This is a genomic window from Vandammella animalimorsus (genome assembly GCF_002285265.1).
Classification (GTDB): Bacteria; Pseudomonadota; Gammaproteobacteria; order Burkholderiales; family Burkholderiaceae_C; genus Lampropedia.
In genome coordinates this window covers 351450-370323 of sequence record NZ_NSJB01000002.1, presented here as the reverse complement: position 1 = coordinate 370323, position 18874 = coordinate 351450, and the positions used below count along the sequence as shown (strand labels likewise).

The following is an 18874-nucleotide window of genomic DNA, read 5'->3' as shown; positions in this document are numbered from 1 at the left end:
CACCATGCAATCCTTACTCGACCTGTTCAAGCAATTCACGCCCGACGACCACTTTGACGCCATCAAGGTGGGCCTGGCCTCGCCCGAGAAGATCCGCTCCTGGTCCTTTGGCGAAGTGAAAAAGCCCGAGACCATCAACTACCGCACCTTCAAGCCCGAGCGCGACGGCCTGTTCTGCGCCAAGATCTTTGGCCCGATCAAGGACTACGAGTGCCTGTGCGGCAAGTACAAGCGCCTCAAGCACCGCGGCGTGATCTGCGAGAAGTGCGGCGTGGAAGTCACCCAGACCAAGGTGCGCCGCGAGCGCATGGGCCACATCGACCTGGCCGCGCCCTGCGCGCACATCTGGTTCCTCAAGTCCCTGCCCAGCCGCCTGGGCCTGGTGCTGGACATGACGCTGCGCGACATCGAGCGCGTGCTGTACTTCGAGGCCTATGTCGTGACCGAGCCGGGCATGACGCCGCTGAAGAAGTTCAGCATCATGAGCGAGGACGAATACGACGCCAAGCGCGAGGAGTACGGCGATGAGTTCGAGGCCCGCATGGGCGCCGAAGGCATCAAGGAGCTGCTCGATGGCATCGACATCGAGGCCGAGATTGAGCGCCTGCGCGGCGACATGACTGGCTCCGAGGCCAAGGTCAAGAAAAACTCCAAGCGCCTGAAGGTGCTGGAGTCGTTCCGCAAGTCCGGCATCAAGCCCGGCTGGATGGTGATGGAAGTGCTGCCGGTGCTGCCGCCCGATCTGCGCCCGCTGGTGCCGCTCGATGGCGGGCGCTTTGCCACCTCCGATCTGAACGACCTGTATCGCCGCGTCATCAACCGCAACAACCGCCTGCGCCGCCTGCTGGAGCTCAAGGCGCCGGAGATCATTGCGCGCAACGAAAAGCGCATGCTGCAGGAATCGGTCGATTCGCTGCTGGACAATGGCCGCCGTGGCAAGGCCATGACGGGCGCCAACAAGCGCGCGCTCAAGTCCCTGGCCGACATGATCAAGGGCAAGGGCGGTCGCTTCCGTCAGAACCTGTTGGGCAAGCGCGTGGACTACTCCGGCCGCTCGGTGATTACCGTGGGCCCTACGCTCAAGCTGCATCAGTGCGGCCTGCCCAAGCTGATGGCGCTCGAGCTGTTCAAGCCCTTCATCTTTGCCCAGCTGGAGCAGCGCGGCATCGCCACCACCATCAAGGCCGCCAAGAAGGAAGTGGAAAGCGGCTCGCCCGTGGTGTGGGACATTCTGGAAGAAGTCATCCGCGAGCACCCGGTGCTGCTCAACCGCGCGCCCACGCTGCACCGCCTGGGCATCCAGGCCTTCGAGCCCATCCTGATCGAAGGCAAGGCCATCCAGCTGCACCCGCTGGTGTGCGCGGCCTTCAACGCCGACTTCGACGGCGACCAGATGGCTGTGCACGTGCCGCTGTCGGTGGAAGCGCAGATGGAAGCGCGCGTGCTCATGCTCGCATCCAACAATGTGCTGTTCCCAGCCTCGGGCGAGCCCTCCATCGTGCCCTCGCAGGACGTGGTGCTGGGCCTGTACTTCGCCACCCGTGAAAAAATCAACGGCAAGGGCGAAGGCATGGTGTTTGCCGATATCGGCGAAGTGCAGCGTGCGCTGGATGCGGGCGTGGTCGAGCTCAACGCCAAGGTGGGCGTGCGCCTGACCGAATGGGTCAAAAACAAGACCACGGGCGAGCTCGAAGCCAACACCAAGGTGCGCGATACCACCGTGGGCCGCGCCCTGCTGTCGGAAATCTTGCCCAAGGGCCTGCCGTTCGAAGTCATCAACAAGGCGCTGAAGAAAAAGGAAATCTCCAAGCTCATCAACGCGGCGTTCCGCAAGTGCGGTTTGAAGGACACCGTGGTGTTTGCCGACAAGCTGCTGCAAAACGGCTTCCGGCTGGCCACGCGCGCGGGCATTTCGATCGCCATCGAGGACATGCTGGTGCCGCCGCAAAAGCACAGCATCGTCAGCCGCGCCGAAGCCGAGGTCAAGGAGATCGAGCAGCAGTACACCTCCGGTTTGGTCACTGCTGGCGAGCGCTACAACAAGGTGGTGGACATCTGGGGCAAGGCCGGTGACGAAGTCTCCAAGGTCATGATGCAACAGCTGGCCAAGGAAAAGACCATCGACCGCCACGGCAAAGAGGTGGAGCAGGAATCCTTCAACGCCATCTACATGATGGCCGACTCCGGCGCGCGTGGCTCGGCCGCGCAGATCCGCCAGCTGGCCGGCATGCGCGGTCTGATGGCCAAGCCCGACGGCTCCATCATCGAGACGCCCATTACCGCGAACTTCCGCGAAGGGCTGAACGTGCTGCAGTACTTCATCTCCACGCACGGTGCGCGTAAAGGTCTGGCCGACACGGCGCTCAAGACCGCCAACTCCGGTTACCTCACGCGCCGTCTGGTGGACGTGACGCAGGACTTGGTCATCACCGAGGAAGATTGCGGCACCACCAACGGCACCTACATGCGCGCCGTGGTTGAGGGCGGTGAAGTCATCGAGTCGCTGCGCGACCGCATTCTGGGCCGTACTGCGGCCGAGGACGTGCTGCACCCCGAGACGCGCCAGGTGCTGGTGGCCGCCGGCACGCTGCTGGAGGAAGACCAGCTCGACGACCTGGAAGCCGCCGGCGTGGACGAAGTCAAGGTGCGCACCTCGCTGACCTGCGACACGCGCTACGGCCTGTGCGCCAAGTGCTATGGCCGCGACCTGGGCCGTGGCGGCCTGATCAACCTGGGCGAGGCCGTGGGCGTGATTGCCGCGCAGTCCATCGGCGAGCCGGGCACGCAGCTGACCATGCGCACCTTCCACATCGGTGGCGCGGTCAACCGCGCGGCCATTGCCTCCAGCGTGGAAGCCAAGTCCAACGGCATCATCGGCTTCAACGCCACCATGCGCTACGTCACCAACACCAAGGGCGACCTGGTGGTGATTGCACGCTCGGGCGAGATCGTCATCCACGACGAGCACGGCCGCGAGCGCGAGCGCCACAAGGTGCCCTATGGCGCGACGCTGACCGTCAAGCCCGATCAGCAGGTCAAGGCCGGCACCATCCTGGCCAACTGGGATCCGCTGACGCGCCCGATCATCACCGAGTTCGCCGGCCAGGTGAAATTCGATGGCGTCGAGGAAGGCCTGACCGTGGCCAAGCAGGTCGACGACGTGACCGGCCTGTCCACGCTGGTGGTCATTGACCCCAAGCGCCGTGGCTCCAGCAAGGTCGTGCGTCCGCAGGTCAAGCTGCTCGACGCCCAGGGCAATGAGGTCAAGATCCCCGGCACCGACCACTCCGTGGCCATCGGCTTCCAGGTTGGCGCGCTGATCCAGGTGCGCGATGGCCAGGAAGTCGGCCCCGGCGAGGTGCTGGCGCGCATCCCCATCGAAGGCCAGAAGACCCGCGACATTACCGGCGGTCTGCCGCGCGTGGCCGAGCTGTTCGAGGCGCGCACGCCCAAGGACAAGGGCACGCTGGCGGAAATCACCGGCACGGTGTCCTTTGGCAAAGAGACCAAGGGCAAGATCCGCCTGCAGATCACCGACCCCGAAGGCGGCGTCTGGGAAGAGCTGATCCCCAAGGAAAAGAACGTGCTGGTGCACGAAGGCCAGGTGGTCAACAAGGGCGAGCTGGTCGTCGACGGCCCGGCCGACCCGCAGGACATCCTGCGCCTGCTGGGCATCGAGGAGCTCTCGCGCTACATCGTCGACGAGGTGCAGGACGTCTACCGCCTGCAGGGCGTGCCCATCAACGACAAGCACATCGAGGTCATCGTGCGCCAGATGCTGCGCCGCGTGGTGGTCGAGAACCCGGGCGAGTCCAACTACATCCAGGGCGAGCAGGTCGAGCGCAGCGAAATCCTCAACACCAATGAGGCGCTGCAAAAGGAAGGCAAGATCCCTGCGACCTACACCAACTTGCTGCTGGGCATCACCAAGGCCTCGCTGTCCACCGACTCGTTCATCTCCGCCGCGTCCTTCCAGGAGACCACGCGCGTGCTGACCGAGGCGGCCATCATGGGCAAGCGCGACGAGCTGCGCGGCCTGAAGGAAAACGTCATCGTCGGCCGCCTGATCCCCGCCGGCACCGGCCTGGCCTACCACCAGGCGCGCAAGGCCAAGGACGCCATGGACGAGGCCGAGCGCCGCGCCATCGCCGAGCAGGAAGCCGCCGCTGAGCAAAGCAGCGCCGACGAGCCAGCTGCTGGCGAAGAAGGCGGCAGCAGCCCCGACGAGTCCTGACGCAAAGCCCCCAAGCTCCCCTGCGGGGCTTTGAAGGCGCGGCATAGCGGCTCCTTGAGCTCGCATTTGCGCGCAATCCACGACAACGCCCGCAAACAGCGGGCGTTGTCGCGTCTGTGGCCATGCCCATGCCAAGCAGCTGCATGCGGGGGCGATGCCAGCCGGCGGCCGCGCCGGTGCTTTTATGATGCGGCCATGCTGACTGTTGCCTCGCCCCCCCCACGTTGTGAGCCGCCGCTGGCGGAACAAATCGATCTTGCGGCCCAGGGGCTGATGCAGGTTGTGCAGGGCCAGTCGGCGCGTGAGGTGGTGGCCGGCTGGCCTGCCACGGCCAGCCGGCCTGGCGCGCAGGCGCTGCTCTACACCGCGCTGCGGCACTGGGGGCGGGCGCAGGGGCTGATCGCGCGGCTGGCGCGGCGTGCCCCCAGCCGCGCGGTGCAGGCCCGGTTGGGGGTGGCGCTGGCCTTGCTGCTGGCCCCGCAGGAGGCGGCCTATGCCCCGCATACGGTGGTCAACCAAACGGTGCAGGCCATGCGCGGCCAGCGTGCCCTGGCGGCGCAGGCCGGCTTCGTCAATGCCTGTCTGCGGCGCTTTCTGCGCGAGCGCGCACAGCTGGAGGCCGCGCTGCAAGGCGATGAGCAAGCCCGCTGGAATCACCCGGCCTGGTGGGTGCGCCAGCTGCGCCAGGACCACCCGGCGCATTGGCGGGCCGTGCTGCAGGCCAATCAGCAGCGCGCGCCCCTGACGCTGCGCGTCAACGAAAGCCTGTTGTCTCGCCAGGACTATGCCCAGCGGCTGCAGCAGGCCGGCATCCAGGCCCGAGCGGTGGCGCAGGCCGGGCTGGAGTTGGAGCAGGCCGTGGATGTGCGCCAGCTGCCGGGCTTTGCCCAGGGCTGGTTCTCGGTGCAGGATGCGGCCGCGCAGCGCGCCGCGCCCATGTTGCTGGAAGGGTTTGCGCCGCCTGCCAGCGCGGCAGCGCCCTGGCTGGTGCTCGATGCCTGTGCCGCGCCAGGCGGCAAGACGGCGCATCTGCTGGAGTGGGCGGCGGTGCACGGCATGCCCATGCAGCTGCTGGCCATGGATGTGGATGCGGCGCGCTGCCAGCGCATCACGGACAACCTGCAGCGCCTGCAATTGCCGCAGGCGCAGGTGGTGGTGGCCGACGCCAGCGCGCCGCAGCGCTGGCGCCAATCGCTGCTGGGCGATCGCCAGCTGGATTTGCTGCTGCTGGATGCGCCGTGCTCGGCCTCGGGCATCGTGCGCCGGCATGCCGACATCCGCTGGCTGCGCCGCGCCGAGGACTTGACCGAGCTGGCGCAGCGCCAGGCCCTGCTGCTGCAGCGCCTCTGGCCCTTGCTGCGCCCCGGCGGGCGGCTGCTGTACTGCACCTGCTCGGTGTTCCATTGCGAGGGCCAGGGGCAGATCGAGCGCTTCATGCGCGCGCAGGCCGATGCCGAGTTACTGGCCCCCATGCTGCAACTGCTGCCGACTGCGCCGAAGGAGCCGGGGCAGGCGCCAGACCCGGGGCCGGACGCGCTGGGCAGCCACGATGGCTTTTTCTATGCGCTGCTGCACAAGCGCGCCGCGCAGTAAGGCATGCATGGCGGCGCGCAGCCTGGCCGCGCGCCGCAGCGGGAGTCACGAACAATGACAGCATCCACTTCCTCGGCCAAGAAAAGCCGCCGCCTGCGCTGGACGCTGGGCGTGATCCTGGCCGTGATCATGGCCATTGCCCTGGTCTTGCTGTTCGTGCTGGCCCTGGCCACCGACAGCCACGGCCTCTACGAGCAGTACTACCCCTGGCTGCTGGGCTTCAATGGCGTGGTGGCGGCCTTGCTGCTGCTCATCCTGGCCTGGGGCGGCTGGCGCCTGTACCGGCGCTTGCAGCAAAACAAGTTCGGCAGCCGCCTGCTCATCAAGCTGGCGGCGCTGTTTTGCGTGGTGGGCATCTTGCCTGGCGTGCTGGTGTATGTGATTTCCTACCAGTTCGTCTCGCGCTCCATCGAGAACTGGTTCGACGTGCGCGTGGAAAGCGCGCTGAGCGCCGGCGCGGGCATGGCCAGCACCACCTTGGATGCCTGGGTCGTCAACACTACGGCGCGCGCGCGCTACTCGGCCAACCAGCTCGAACAGGTGCGCCCGGCCTCGCTGGCCATTGCGCTGGAGCAGATCCGCGAGCAATTCGATGCCGACGACGTGGTGCTCTGGCGCGCCAATGGCGAGGTGGACGTCAGCACCGGCGCGCCCGGCTCGGCGCTGCCGCATCGGCCTTCGGCCCAGGCCTTTCGCCTGGCGCGCGAGCAGCGCGAATGGGCCGCGCTCGAAGGCCTGGAGCAGGCCCAGAGCGACGGCCAGGCGCCGGTGCAGGTGCAGACCCTGGTGCTGGTGCGCGGTATTGGCGGCACGCTGCAGCTGGGCACGGACGACGTGCGCTTTCTGCAAATCACCGTGCCGGTGCCCCAGGCGCTGGTGGCCGATGCCTTTGCCGTGCGCCAGGCCAATGACGAATACCAGCAGCGCGCGCAGGGCCGCCACGGGCTGCGGCGCATGTACATCGGCACGCTCACGCTGAGCCTGTTTCTGGCCGTGTTTGGCGCCATCGTGCTGGCCGTGCTGCTGGGCAACCAAATCCTGCGGCCCGTGCTCATCCTGGCCGATGGCGTCAAGGAAGTGGCCGCGGGCAACCTCAACCCCAAAGTGGCCCTGCCGCGCAACGACGAGCTCGGCGGCCTCACGCGCGCCTTTGCGCTGATGACCCACCAGCTGGCCACGGCGCGCGCCTCCGAGCAAAAAAGCCTGGCCGCGCTTGACGCCTCGCGCGAGCAGCTGCAAACCATCCTGGACAACCTGACGGCCGGCGTGCTGGTGCTCGATGCGCAAGGCCGCATCGTCTCGGCCAACCCGGGGGCGACCCGCGTGCTGCGCGCGCCACTGGCCGCCTATGCCGGGCGCGAGCTGGCCGAGGTGCCCGATCTGCACGAATTCGCCCAGGCCGTGCGCCAGCGCTTTGACAGCTTTCTGGCCGGTGAGCGCGATGTGGGCCACTGGCAGCACACCTACGAGCTGTACGCGCCGCCGCAGGGCGCGGCGCCCGCGGCGGCCAAGGAATTCGCGCTCAGCATCGTGGCCCGTGGCGCACTGCTGCCCGATGGCAACCGGCTGGTGGTGATCGACGACATCTCCGACGTGGTCTCGGCCCAGCGCGCCGAAGCCTGGGGCGAAGTGGCGCGCCGCCTGGCCCACGAGATCAAGAACCCGCTCACCCCCATCCAGCTCTCGGCCGAGCGCCTGCAAATGCGCCTGACGGGCAAGCTGCCCGAAAAGGAAGAAGGCATCCTGCACAAATCCGTGCAAACCATCGTCGACCAGGTCGATGCCATGCAGCGCCTGGTCAACGAATTTCGCGACTATGCGCGCCTGCCCACGGCGCGCCTCGAAGTGCTGGACCTCAATGCGCTGGTGCAGGACGTGCTGCAGCTCTACGGCACGGAAAACGCCAGCTTCGGCATCGTGGCCCAGCTCGAGCCGGGCTGCCCGCCCATCCTGGGCGATGCGATGCAACTGCGCCAAGTCATCCACAATCTCTTACAGAATGCGCAGGATGCAAGCCTGCAAGCGCAAGAGAATCGTGCAGAATTGCCGGCACAAATCATGGTAAGTACCCATTGGAGTGAGGCGGCGCGGCGAGTGCGCTTGTGTGTGGAGGACAACGGCACCGGCTTTCCGGACAGCATGCTCCAGCGCGTTTTTGAGCCCTACGTCACCACCAAGGCCAAGGGCACGGGCCTGGGGCTGGCGGTCGTCAAGAAGATCGCCGACGAGCACCACGCACTGATTGATTTAGGCAATGTGCAAAACGAGCAGGGGGAGGTCGTGGGCGCGCGCATATCGCTGTCGTTCGAGCCAGCGACGCAAGCGCATCCCGCGTGAGACACTCGCAGCGAAAACTCGAAAACAAACGGTTACCGAAGAAAATGGCAAACATATTGGTTGTGGATGACGAGCTGGGCATCAGGGACCTGCTCTCCGAAATACTCAACGACGAAGGCCATCACGTCGACCTGGCCGAAAACGCCGGCCAGGCCCGCACCGCATGCGGCCAAAGCAAATACGACCTGGTGCTGCTGGACATCTGGATGCCCGACACGGACGGCGTCAGCCTGCTCAAGGAATGGTCTTTGGCCGGGCAGCTCGACATGCCCGTCATCATGATGAGCGGCCACGCCACCATCGACACCGCCGTCGAAGCCACGCGCATCGGCGCGTTCTCGTTCCTGGAAAAACCCATCACCCTGCAAAAACTGCTCAAGGCGGTCAACCAGGCGCTGGAGAAAAACCCGCCCGGCCAGGCCGGCGCAGCCGCCAGCGGCACGGACAAGCTCGCCCAGGCCAATGCCGCCCTGTCCGCCGCCGCGGCCCTGCCCCCCGATGCCCACATCATCCGCGCCATCCCGCCCGAGAAAACCCTGCCCGAGCAACACCAGGATTTCGACCTGGACCGCCCGCTGCGCGAAGCCCGGGACCACTTCGAAAAAGCCTACTTCGAATTCCACCTGGCGCGCGAAGGCGGCTCGATGACGCGCGTGGCGGAAAAAACCGGCCTGGAGCGCACCCACCTCTACCGCAAGCTGCGCCAGCTCGGCGTGGAGCTGGGCAAGCGGCGCAACAGCAGCGTATCGTGATGAGCAGCAGCCCATCGGGCATCGGGCGCGGCAAGCAAAAATATCGCTGCCTGGCCGCTGCTGCAAAAAAACAGTGATAGAATTTGAAGCTTGGCTCGGTAGCTCAGTTGGTAGAGCAGCGGATTGAAAATCCGCGTGTCGGTGGTTCGATTCCGCCCCGAGCCACCAAACACAAACGCCCAATCGTTCTCGGTTGGGCGTTTTTCTTTGCGCGCTTCGCACACCGCATGGGCTTGCGGGCCATTGCTGCGCGAGCCAGGGCCTATGTGCATGGGCCACGAATCTGACTCGCTCTCCCCGTTCTTTGCTCTGCAGCTCTCCCAACCTCTGCGCATTGGCACACGTAAAAATCCTTTTGCATCAATAGGCTATGTTCGTTTCAATGGGGGCTCCAGAGCATAAGCACGTGCTTGCTGCTGCGTGTCATGAAGGGCGTGAGGCGCTCATTGCCTTCACCGCGCGCGCAATGGCTTGCCGCCGTTGATGGGAACAGGGCGCAGAATTGCCAAGACCGTCACCGAAGGGCCAAACAGCCAAACCATCTACTACCTCAACAGCGACAGCGCCCTGCTGGCCGAAGCCAACGAAGCAGGGCAGATCACCAAAGCGTATGGATTCAACCCGAACGCGCTCGATGCCGAAGAAGAGCTGTGGAGCACCGATGCCGTTTGGCAAGCGGACATCCACAACGGCAGCCTCACGAGCAGCCAAACGCGCTACCACTACATCACCACCGACCACCTGGGCACGCCCATCCTGGCGACCGACAAGAGCGGCAACAAGACCTGGAGGGGTTACAGCCAGGCATTCGGCCACACAGGCCTCGAAGCGGGCAACAGCACCCAGATCAACCTCAGGTTCCCGGGGCAGTACTGGGACAAGGAAACAGGCCTTCACCAGAACTTCTTCAGGGACTACAGTCCGGCAAGGGGAAGGTACATCCAGTCAGACCCACTGGGCATCTTTTGGGGGCTGAACACCTACGAATATGCCAATAGCGACCCGCTGGGCTACATTGACCCCACGGGAGAAGTACCGATAGCGCCCATCGTCTGGAGCTACTTCAGATGTGTGGTTCGTTGCACGGTCAGCTCATCCATCATGGACGCGCTGACCGGAGAAGTCGATTGTTGGCCCAATACGCTAACCGACAATGCCCAAAATTGTGCGCTGAGCTGTGCCAATCCGCTTAATTGGTTGGGGAATAAGTTTAATAAGGCTATTCCTAAACCGGCCAAAGGCAAAGGCCCGGTTGCTCCAGCGCAAAGAGATAAAAAAAGAGTTTGGAGTAAAGGAGAAACAAAAAGCTTGAGGGATAAGATAATAAATGTATGCAGCGCGGAAAATATATAAAACCGGAAGATGCACACGGACATCATATTTTTCGAAATGCTGATGGCGGCCCCACCAACTCTGAAAATCATGCAGTTGTTTGCAAACCTTGTCACATCAAACTTCACAAATGATCAATCGCAAAGAAATTCTTAACGCCATAAGGAAAAAAATTGAAAAATATGGATGGTATCAGTACTGCGTAATACAGTCTCAAGCCCCAAGGTTTTGTTACACGATAGGATTAAGTGATAAGCTGGGGTTTGAGTTAATTTTTGCAGGTGGATATTTCTACAATAACACAGAGGCCATGAAAATAGTCGATAATTACGCCGACTTCTTGTTAAACTCAAGGCCCTCAGAAAATAAATTTGAACTCAAAGGATTTTCTTTAAGAAAAGTCCATCAAGAATGGTCTGAATCATTAATGCTGGGGGCCGTCGATTACTATAAAGATCGAGATAAATTCACCCTATGCGCCAAGCAAATAATTCCACCATTGGATCAGTTCACTCTAGACATCCCAGACATGAGCCTCCTCCCTGAAAATAATTCAAATTTACCCTGGAAGTGGTGGTTTCATGAATGGCCTTTTTCCGCGCCAGAAGACAGCACTGTTGTCACGGATATTGAATACCTTCGAACAGGAAAGGCGCTGCAAATTGTACGCTGGGAAGAAAACCAATGGGAGTGCTTTTCTAGAGATCCGGAAAATGTCGCCAAAGAAAATATAAGAATAATACCGCTAGGGGTTGCAATTGGCCTAGATCTTTCTTTGGAAAATATTTTTGAAATGGAAATAGAGGAGGGGTTCTTGAGAAACGATAAAAATTGCTGGGAAAAATGGGGCTGATATTTTTGGCAGCCGGTTGCTCTGGATTTGGTTATGGCATCATTTCTACGCTTACCTTTGGGTTTATCTGTCCCGTCCGCTGTCCGCCGACACTTCTTCACCTGCTTTCAACCCCGTTTTTTCACAAAACAGGGCTGAAACTCGCAGTTGAGCGCACCATCACAGCATCCGCACGTGTGATTTCTTCTCTTTTCGCACTGTTTCTTGCTCGCTCCTGCCCAAACAGGCGCGTTGATCCCTCTTGCGCCATGCACAAACCCAGCGGACAGTCAGTAAAGCAGCTCGTACGCTTTAACGCCTGATCCAGTACCCACAAAGCACACCATCCAGGGTTTGCACAAGCAGCGTGTCCCGTGCACCCTGATGGAGATCTTCTGGTACCAGCCCATCCCAGGCCTCCTTGGGTGTCAGGCCCTTGAGGTTCTGGTGCGGGCGCATGTGGTTGTAAAACCAGGCGGCTTCCATTAAAGCGTTTTGCACATCCGCTGCGCTTTGATGAACCAGCTGCCGCAGCCAAGGCTTGATAGTGCCGAAAAATCGCTCTATCCGTCCATTGCACCAGGGCGCACAAACAAGCGTGGTTTGCTTGCAAATACCCACCAGTTTCAGGAATGTGGTGAACACGAAGCTGTTGAAGATGGCTTCGTTGTCCGTGCGCACCGCTCGGGGCTTGCCATATTGGCCAATGGCCAGGCACAGATGCCCCAGCAGCGTCCAGCTGCGTTTGTTGATCAGCGTGGTGAGCCGAACGCACAGCCGTGAGCCGTGATCAAGAATGCCCAGGCATGCTTGCGGTTTGCCCCACGCGGCAACATGGGTCACGTCCATGGCCCAGACGGCATGGGTGGGCAATGCTTTGGGTGTTTGGCTGCGCAGATCGCGTGTGAGGTTCAGCAACTCCAACTGATGCGTCTGGATGACCTCATTGACGTAGGTTTTTCCCACGCTTTGCGGTGCGTGTAATCGATTGAACGTCTGCGCCACCGTACGGCATCCGGCTTGCTTACCCATCAGGGCTTTGATGCGCAACACCTCTTTCACTACCCACTGGGGCTTGGGGTGGCCGATGCGCACTTGCACCTGGTTTTGCGCAGCCGTTTCGCTGTCAGCGGGGGTGAGGGGCACGCGGCGATACCGGAATGTCTTCCTGCGTCGTTGGATTTAGGCAAGCCAAAAATACACGAGCAGGATGAATAGGATCAGGCCAAGCAATAGCACGGGGCTTCAAGAAATACGGGGGACAACTGGGGAATGCTCGGACATCTGGTGCCTGATCAACAGCATATTTCCCCCTCACCGCAGAAACCAAGCCTTATGGCGTAACGCCAGCGGCGAACTGCTGCAAGCGCTGCCCCTCAGCCTGGGCCTGGGCCAGCAACTGGTTCCAGTCACCCGGAGGATGGCCGCTTTCCAGCATCTTGCGGAACACCCGATAGGCATCGTCGCTGCTCTCGTAGGAGCGCTTGGTGTCCTCGTCGTTGACCCACGCGAACACGATCAGCTTGCTAGGCGCGTGATAGCGAAAGAACAACCGGCACTGCTGGAAGAACTTTGCGCGGAACCAGTGCTTGTGATCGTCGCCAAGGGTGCTGCCTTGGCGATACTCCGGTCGGGCCGGATCTTGCGGGACGACATCGAAGGCCAGCTTCGTGATGGCCGCCAATCGCTTGCTGGCGTTCTTTCTCACGTACCCGATCGGGTCCTTTTGCTTCAAGACCTCGACCTGTTGTGCCAGCGCCTCAATCTGTGCAAGGAACAGCGGATGGGCAAAGACCGTCCAACCATGAACGACCAAAGGTGCGGGCTTGCCCGTGCTCATTCATCGTCTGCTGACAGGACAGCATCGAGATCGACTTCGACGCCGCCGACCAGGGACTGCAAATGCTGGACGAGGCAGGCCTCCACAAATTGCAGGCGCTCGGGATGGTTGGCAATGTCCTGGGCCAGGAAGTCCAGAAACTGTCCGAGCACCGGGTCGTCTCCCTCGGACGTCTCGGCGCGGGTCAGCACCACCTCTCCGCTGGGGCGGATGGCGTATTGGATCTTGTCGCGCTTGCCGAGCTTGAGGGCACGACGCACGGTTTCCGGCACCGTGGTCTGGTAGCGGTCGGTCAACGTGGATTGGACTTCCAGGGTAGCGGGCATAGCGCTCTCCGGTCAAAGAGGTGGACGCCTTGCATGGTAATGCAGTTGCCTTACTTCGTCAATGCAAGTGCATTGCCTGCCGAGTATTGCTATCCTGCCCGCTGTTTCGAAGGGCAAATAGCTACCAGTAACTGCATCGAAACTCCGCAATCAGGCTGGCCACCCACTCCGGCTGATGTCCGCCAAAATGGCCAAATGATTAAAAGTAAGGATTGGACGCGCCGGGTGTGGGTGTCGGCAAGCATGGGTGGAAGTGTGTTCCGTTTATTCGTTTAATGAAATATTTTGGCGATCAAACGGAAACACGCTCTAGCCATGTGGCGAATGGCATGCGTCATTTCGGCGCCAACTTCCGTTCCTTCATGGTGCGATGGCGCGCCTGTTCGACTCTCGGGCCGGGATTGAGCCACCGACCGTGTGGTACCTACGGCAGCGAGCAAATGCGCGGTAGTGCCGCATTTGCCCTTGGATGCGCGATCAACGTAGAGCTGCGCCGACGATGGCAGCGCCCTTGCGGCAGAAAGGCCTGCTCTTGTAGGGAACTACACCACCAAACACAAACGCCCAACCGTTCCGGCTGGGCGTTTTTCTTTGCGCGCTTCGCACACAGCGCGGGCTTGCGGGCCGTTTTGCGCGAGCCGGAGCCTATGCGCATGGGCCGCACATCCAGGCCGTTCTCTCCCCGTTCTTTGCGCTCTGTTCTCCCAAAACCTGCGCCAGCCGCTTCCATTGGCTGCGCACAAGCCCTTGTTGCGCTCTGAACCATCGCTTTGTTACTCGGCAGCTGCTGCGCCGGCTTGCAGGTACTGGCCGGGCGTGGCGCCGAAGTGGCGGGCGAAGGCTTCGATGAAGGCGCTGACGTTGCCGTAGCCCACGTGCATGGCCGCCGCCGTGACGCTGGCGCCGCCGGCCAGCAGCTCCTGCGCGCGCATCAGGCGGGCGCGCTGGCGCCAGTGGCTGGGGCTCAGGCCGGTTTCGGCCTTGAAGCGGCGCTGCAAGGTGCTGGCCGACATCCGGGCGCGTCGCGCCCATTGCGGCAGATCGTCCGCGCTGTCGGGCGCGGCCAGAAAGGCCTGCGCCAATGCCTGCAAGGCGGCCGAGCGCGGCAGCGGCAGGCCGGGCAAGGCGGCGGGCAGGCCGTCTTGCAGCTCGCCCAGCAGCAGCTCGATGAGGGCGGCGATGCGCGCGCCGCCGGTGGCATCCTGCCCGGGCACGGCTTCAAGGGTTGCATCTGAGGCGGAATCCGGGGCCCAATCCGCCGCCGCGCAACCCCGGCGCAGCGCCAGCAGGCGGCGCATCAGCGCCTCGGCCAGCGGCGTCAGCCGCACGGTAGCGCCTTCGGCGGGCAAGGGGGCGCAGTGGCGCGGGTGCAGGTACAAAAAGATGCCGCCCGCCACGCCGTGCCACTGCGCGCGGTGCGGCACGCCGGGGGCGATCCAGCCCAGGTGGCCGGGGCTGGCGCACCAGGCTTGGCGCTCGGTTTCGACGTGGATCAGCCCGCCGGTGAGCATGAACAGCAGCCCTTCCTCGTGCGTGTGCAGGCTCAGCTCGCCCGCCTGGCGGCCGCCGCTGTGGGCCTGGATGCAGTGAAAACTGGTCATGGGAAACGTCTGGGCCTGGGGATTGACGCGCGCGCCGCATGCCTTGCCCTCGGCGCGGTAGCCGCTTTCACCATTCGTAAAAAGAATGCGCATTTTCATTCACATTCCAAAGGAGCGCATTTCCATGAACCAGGCTCATCGCGGCACAGCGGCCCGCACCTTAGGCGCGCGGTTGGCATGGCTGTGCCTGCTGGCCGCCGCGCACACGGCAGCGCAAGCGCAAGCCACCGCCCCGGCGGCTTCTGATCGCCCGGCCCCCAATGCCACAGCGAAAACCGCAGCAGCGCAGGCTGCCCCCTCCTCCAGCGCCGCGCCCGAGCTGCCCACGGTCGAGGTCTTCGCCGCCCCGCAGGGCGATTGGCTGGACTTTCAGGACATCAATGCCAGCGGCCTGAAGCAGGCCGCGCCGCTGCTGGAGACGCCGCAGGCCGTCAGCACCGTCAACAGCGCGCTGATGCAGGCCCAGGGCAGCCATTCGCTGCTGGAGAGCCTGCGCTACACGCCCGGCTTTCTGGCCCAGTACGGCGATGGCGACGTGCGCGCCGACTGGGTGATGATCCGTGGCCACATCCCCTACAAATACCTGGACGGCATGCGCCTGCCCTACGGCCTGGGCTATGGCGATTCGCGCATCGACGCCTGGCTGCTGGAGCGGGTGGAGGTGCTCAAGGGGCCGTCTTCCGTGCTCTACGGCGCCAACGTGCCCACCGGCCTGCTGGCCATGTACAGCAAGCTGCCCGACGCGCGCCAGCGCCGCCAAATCGCCCTGGACGCGGGCAGCCACGGCCTGCGCCAGGCGCGGCTGGACGTGGGCGGCCAGTGGGGCGATGGGCGCTGGCTGTGGCGCCTGGCCGGCCTGGGCAGCCGCGATGGCAACCAGATGGAGCACGTGCGCGAGCGGCGCTGGGCGCTGGTGCCCAGCCTCACGCTGCGCCCGGACGGCCCCGGCGGGCGCACCCGCTTCACCCTGCACGCCATGCTGCGCCACGCCGACGCGCCCGGCGGCGGCGCCGGCCCGGCCTGGCTGCCGCCCGAGGGCACCGTCTGGCCCAATCCGCACGGCCGCATCCCGCTGGGGCGCTTTCTGGGCGAGCCCGATTACGACCACTTCAGCGGCCGCACCCGCCACCTGGGCTACGTGCTGCACACGCGCCTGAGCGAGCGCTGGGCGCTGCGCCACCGCCTGCGCCACGCCCGCACCGACAACCACATGCGCTCGGTCAACCAGGACTTTGGCGGCATCCACGCCGACCTGCGCCACGTGGGCCGCAGCGTGGGCCAGACCCGCGAGGACACGCGCGCCCTGACCAGCGACACCCAGCTCTCCGGCCGCTTCGACTGGGGCCCGGTGCGCCACCAGCTTCTGCTGGGATGGGACACGCGGCGCGAGCGCAGCGACTTCGAGCGCCTCTCCGGCGGGCGCGCCGCCCCGCTGGATTTGTTCCAGCCCATTTATGGCCAGCCCTGGCAACTGCCCACACGACGCTACGCCACCCAGCCCACCGCCAGCCAGAGCGGCGTCTATCTGCAAGACCAGATGCATATGGGCCAATGGGTCGCCACCCTCGGCCTGCGGCACGACCGGCTGCGGCTGGGGCAATCCGGCGCCCCTTCATCCCACTACCGCGCCACCACCGGCCGCCTAGGGCTGAACTGGCTCATGGGCAATGGTTGGGCGCCCTACCTCGCCTACGCCCAAGGCTTCGAGCCCGTGGCCGGGCAAGACCGGCACGGCCGCCTGTTCCAGCCCAGCCGCTCGCAGCAATGGGAGCTGGGCCTGCGCTACCAGCCCGAGGATCGCAACCTCACCGTCTCGGCCAGCCTGTTCGCGCTGCGCCAGCACAAGGCGCTCACGCGCGACCCCGACCCGGCCGAATCCCCCATCTGCGACCGCGCCTGCCAGGTACAGCAAGGCCGCAGCAGCACGCGCGGACTGGAGCTGGAGGCGCGCGCCCAGCTCGGTAAGCAAATGCACCTGAACGCCTCTTACGCCTACACCCATGCCCGCATCACCCATTCGCACATCCCCGGCGAAGCCGGCAGCGCCGTGCCCGACGTGCCCCGCCACCAGGCCGCGCTGTGGCTGGACTGGCGCATCGCCCAAGGCCCGCTGGCCGGGCTGACGCTGTACGGCGGCGCGCGCCACACCGGCCAGCGCGCCTGGCACGGGCGGCCCGGCCAGCACATCCCCGCCCACACCCTGCTGGACGCCGGGCTGGACTACGACCTGGGCCAGGCCCACGCCGCGCTCGCGGGCTACCACTTCGCGCTCAGCGTGAAAAACCTGGCCAACCGCGCCCACGTGGCCAGCTGCTACGGCCCCACCGTCTGCTACTGGAGCCAGGGCCGCAGCGCCCAGGCCAGCCTGCGCTACCAGTGGTAGGCGGCAAATGGGGTGGGCCGCTGCGCCCGCGTGGGCCGGGGAAACACCAAGGCCGGATGCGTCTTGGGCGGCTGCGGCTGCCGCACAATCGCCGGTTTGCGGCGCATGGCGCCCACGTTGGCGCGCGGCGCAGAGCTTTTCCCCAGCACCCAAGGAGACACCATGCATCAAAACTACATCAACGGCCGCTTCGTCGCCGCTGGCCAGGCCGATGAAATCGCCGTCATCAACCCGTCCAACCGCCAGACGATTTCTTCCATCCCCGACACACCCGCCGCGCAAGTCGATGAAGCCATCGCCGCCGCGCGCGCTGCGCAACGCGCCTGGGCGCGCCGCCCCGCCATCGAGCGCGCGGGCTATCTGCGCAAGATCGCCGCCGGCATCCGCGCCCGCGCCGAGGAAATCGCCCGCACGCTTTCCGAAGAACAGGGCAAGGTGTTGCCGCTGGCGCGCGTGGAGGCGCAATTCACCGCCGATTACCTGGACTACATGGCCGAATGGGCGCGCCGCATCGAAGGCGAAATCATCCCCAGCGACCGCCCGGGCGAAACCATCATGCTGATGCGCCAGGCCATTGGCGTGGTCGGCGGCATCCTGCCGTGGAACTTCCCCTTCTTCCTCATCGCCCGCAAGATGGGCCCGGCCTTGCTGACGGGCAACACCATCGTCATCAAGCCCAGCGAGGAAACGCCCAACAACGCCGCCATCTTTGCCGACATCCTCTCGCAAGTGGATTTGCCCGCAGGCGTTTACAACCAGATCTATGGCCGCGGCGGCAATGCCGGGCGCGTGCTGGCGGGCCATGCGGGCGTGGACATGATCAGCTTCACCGGCAGCGTGGACACCGGCTCGGCCATCATGGCCGCCGCTGCGCCCAACATCACCAAGCTCAATTTGGAGCTGGGCGGCAAGGCCCCGGCCATCGTGCTGGAAGATGCCGACCTGGACCTGGCCGCCCGCGCCATCGCCGCCTCGCGCGTCATCAACACCGGCCAGGTCTGCAACTGCGCCGAGCGCGTCTACGTGCAGCGCAGCGTGGCCGAAGCCTTTACGGAAAAGCTCGTCGCCCAGGTTGCCGCCGCGCGCTGGGGCAACCCCTTGCAGGACGAAACCCTGGACATGGGCCCGCTCATCAACCAGGCCGGGCGCGACAAAGTCGCCGCCATGCTGCAACGCGCCGTCGATGCCGGCGCGCAAGTGGCCACCGGCGGCCAGGCCGACGACCGCGATGGCGGCTTCTTCTTCCAGCCCACCGTGCTGGTGAACTGCCAGCACGATTGGGAAATCATGCAAAAGGAAATCTTCGGCCCCGTCGTGCCTGTGGCCGTGGTCGATTCGCTGGACGAAGCCATCGACAAGGCCAACGACACCACCTACGGCCTGACCTCCTCCATCTACACCCGCAGCCTGGACGCCGCGCTGCGCGCCAGCACCGAGCTGGAGTTTGGCGAGACCTACGTCAACCGCGAGAACTTCGAGGCCATGCAAGGCTTTCACGCCGGGGTGAAAAAATCCGGCATCGGCGGCGCCGACGGCAAGCACGGCGTGTACGAATACACGCAGACGCACACCGTCTACATCCAGCGCCAAAGCTGATGACGCAGTCTTTGCCAGCCAGCCCGCATGGCGCATGGCATGACATGG

13 protein-coding genes and 1 tRNA gene are annotated in these 18874 nt (G+C 64.2%); 10 read left to right on the top strand and 4 right to left on the bottom strand.

The genetic code is table 11. The features are described from left to right. Nucleotides 1–4: 4 nt before the first annotated feature. The 8 genes from rpoC to CK625_RS06025 all read left to right on the top strand — a co-directional run bounded on the left by rpoC (nucleotide 5) and on the right by CK625_RS06025 (nucleotide 11101). Entirely contained in the window at nucleotides 5–4234 is a 4230-nt protein-coding gene (rpoC, locus tag CK625_RS06060; protein ID WP_095539387.1) for a DNA-directed RNA polymerase subunit beta', read from the top strand. 195 nt (nucleotides 4235–4429) lie between these two features. After that, nucleotides 4430–5827, top strand: coding sequence for a 16S rRNA (cytosine(967)-C(5))-methyltransferase RsmB (gene rsmB, locus CK625_RS06055; RefSeq protein WP_095539386.1), 1398 nt, complete (start codon nucleotides 4430–4432; stop codon nucleotides 5825–5827). 54 nt (nucleotides 5828–5881) lie between these two features. After that, entirely contained in the window at nucleotides 5882–8164 is a 2283-nt protein-coding gene (locus CK625_RS06050) for a sensor histidine kinase (protein WP_095539385.1), read from the top strand. A 44-nt stretch (nucleotides 8165–8208) separates the two neighbouring features. Beyond that, nucleotides 8209–8916 carry a response regulator gene (locus CK625_RS06045; RefSeq protein ID WP_095539384.1) on the top strand — a complete coding sequence of 236 codons (708 nt, stop codon included), beginning with the start codon at nucleotides 8209–8211 and terminating at the stop codon, nucleotides 8914–8916. 92 nt (nucleotides 8917–9008) lie between these two features. Beyond that, a tRNA-Phe gene (locus CK625_RS06040) sits at nucleotides 9009–9084 on the top strand. A gap of 315 nt (nucleotides 9085–9399) precedes the next feature. Next, nucleotides 9400–10269 carry an RHS repeat domain-containing protein gene (locus CK625_RS06035; RefSeq protein ID WP_095539383.1) on the top strand — a complete coding sequence of 290 codons (870 nt, stop codon included), beginning with the start codon at nucleotides 9400–9402 and terminating at the stop codon, nucleotides 10267–10269. Next, nucleotides 10248–10382: an HNH endonuclease signature motif containing protein gene (locus tag CK625_RS14275; protein WP_095539382.1), complete on the top strand. Its 135-nt coding sequence runs from the start codon at nucleotides 10248–10250 to the stop codon at nucleotides 10380–10382. Before CK625_RS06035 ends, CK625_RS14275 begins: the two co-directional genes overlap by 22 nt. After that, the gene (locus CK625_RS06025) at nucleotides 10379–11101 is read left to right on the top strand and encodes a DUF4262 domain-containing protein (RefSeq protein WP_095539381.1); all 723 of its coding nucleotides are present in this window, start codon (nucleotides 10379–10381) and stop codon (nucleotides 11099–11101) included. The genes CK625_RS14275 and CK625_RS06025 overlap by 4 nt, the downstream gene beginning before the upstream one ends. A 291-nt stretch (nucleotides 11102–11392) precedes the next feature. Here CK625_RS06025 and CK625_RS06020 read toward each other — a convergent pair whose 3' ends face one another. From CK625_RS06020 to CK625_RS06005, 4 genes are all read right to left on the bottom strand, one after another. Next, on the bottom strand, nucleotides 11393–12226 hold the full coding sequence (locus CK625_RS06020) for an integrase core domain-containing protein (RefSeq protein ID WP_095539380.1): 834 nt from the start codon (nucleotides 12224–12226) through the stop codon (nucleotides 11393–11395). Between the two features lie 187 nt (nucleotides 12227–12413). Further along, a complete protein-coding gene (locus CK625_RS06015; protein WP_095539379.1) occupies nucleotides 12414–12920 on the bottom strand; it encodes a type II toxin-antitoxin system YhaV family toxin in 507 nt (168 codons plus the stop codon). Further along, complete coding sequence (locus tag CK625_RS06010) at nucleotides 12917–13246, bottom strand: type II toxin-antitoxin system PrlF family antitoxin (protein ID WP_095539378.1); 330 nt, start codon at nucleotides 13244–13246, stop codon at nucleotides 12917–12919. The genes CK625_RS06015 and CK625_RS06010 overlap by 4 nt, the downstream gene beginning before the upstream one ends. Nucleotides 13247–14019: 773 nt before the next feature. Further along, the gene (locus CK625_RS06005; RefSeq protein ID WP_172425099.1) at nucleotides 14020–14940 is read right to left on the bottom strand and encodes an AraC family transcriptional regulator; all 921 of its coding nucleotides are present in this window, start codon (nucleotides 14938–14940) and stop codon (nucleotides 14020–14022) included. Nucleotides 14941–14971: 31 nt separating this feature from the next. Here CK625_RS06005 and CK625_RS06000 point away from each other — a divergent pair, with 31 nt between their 5' ends. Both CK625_RS06000 and aldA read left to right on the top strand, forming a co-directional pair. Then, a complete protein-coding gene (locus CK625_RS06000; protein WP_143326197.1) occupies nucleotides 14972–17230 on the top strand; it encodes a TonB-dependent siderophore receptor in 2259 nt (752 codons plus the stop codon). Nucleotides 17231–17392: 162 nt separating this feature from the next. Continuing rightward, nucleotides 17393–18826, top strand: coding sequence for an aldehyde dehydrogenase (gene aldA, locus CK625_RS05995; RefSeq protein WP_238945542.1), 1434 nt, complete (start codon nucleotides 17393–17395; stop codon nucleotides 18824–18826). Nucleotides 18827–18874: the final 48 nt, after the last annotated feature.